Genomic DNA, 1,191 nt, shown 5'->3' on the forward strand with positions numbered 1-1,191 from the left:
GTTGGGCGTCAAGCTGGATTCGGGCGGCGGCACCAATGGCGCCACTGCAACTTCTTACGGTGGCACTGTTTTCCCAACCAAATCCAACGGCGAACCGGTTGATGACTTCTCTAGCTTGGGCGTGACTGCCAAAGCCAAGATCTCCCAGACCGAACTGAAGCTGGGTACCCTGCAACCCAAACTGCCGGTCATCGTGACCAACGACGGTCGTCTGCTGCCGCAAACCTGGCAGGGTGGCCAGCTCTCTTCCGGTGACATCAAGGACCTGACGCTGGTCGGTGGTCAGATCGAAGCCGTTAAAGGTCGTAACTCCAGCAACAACGAACAGATGTCGATTGCGGGTGCGAACTCCCGTGGTCCCAATTTCCGCGACAGCAACAAGTTCAACTTTGCCGGCGGCGACTACAAAATCACCAAGGACCTGACGGCCCAGTATTACTACGGCAACCTGGAAGAGTTCTACAAGCAACACTTCCTGGGTCTGGTTCACAACTGGGCAATCGGTCCGGGCGTGTTGAAGTCGGATTTGCGTTATTTCAACAGCTCTGATGATGGAGCCAATGGTCACGACCCGCTGTACTACAGCACTGGCAACTACAACGCGCCGAGCGGTAAAGGTGAGGTCGACAACAACCTGTACAGCGGCCTGTTCCTGTACTCCGTTGCCGGTCATACCTTCGGTGGCGGTTACCAGGTCAGCAACGGCAGCAGCGACTTCGTTTACCTGAACCAGGGTGACGGAGCGTCGGCCTATATCATCACCGACTCGCAAATCCAGAAATTCGCCCGTGCCGGTGAACACTCCTGGCAGGCACGCTACTCGTTCGACTTCGCCAAGGTCGGCGTACCGGGCCTGACGGCAGGTGTGGTTTACCTGCATGGTGACGACATCGATACCGTTAACGCTCGCGGCGCAGTGGCGGCCAGCGGCGCTTCAGAGTGGGAACGCGATCTGACCGTTGCTTACGTGCTTCAGGATGGCCCGCTGAAGAACCTCGGCGTTACCTGGAAAAATGCGACCTGGCGTACAGACCTGCCCAACACTCGCACCCAGGATGAAAACCGTTTGATCCTCAACTACTCGATCCCGCTGTTGTAATAGCGCTCGCGTCACCGAAACAAAAAAGCCCCGCCCGGCATCACGCCCGGCGGGGCTTTTGTGTTTCAAGGCGGGTTCACCCCCGTAAATCC

1 protein-coding gene is annotated in these 1,191 nt (G+C 57.6%); it reads left to right on the top strand.

Going from position 1 to position 1,191, the window contains the following annotated elements:
• The coding region (locus AC1DRJ_RS28605; RefSeq protein WP_477805098.1) for an OprD family outer membrane porin at positions 1-1,099 on the top strand (1,099 nt) is incomplete at its 5' end.
• Positions 1,100-1,191 lie beyond the last annotated feature (92 nt).

Source organism: Pseudomonas sp. P5_B2 (assembly GCF_056400445.1).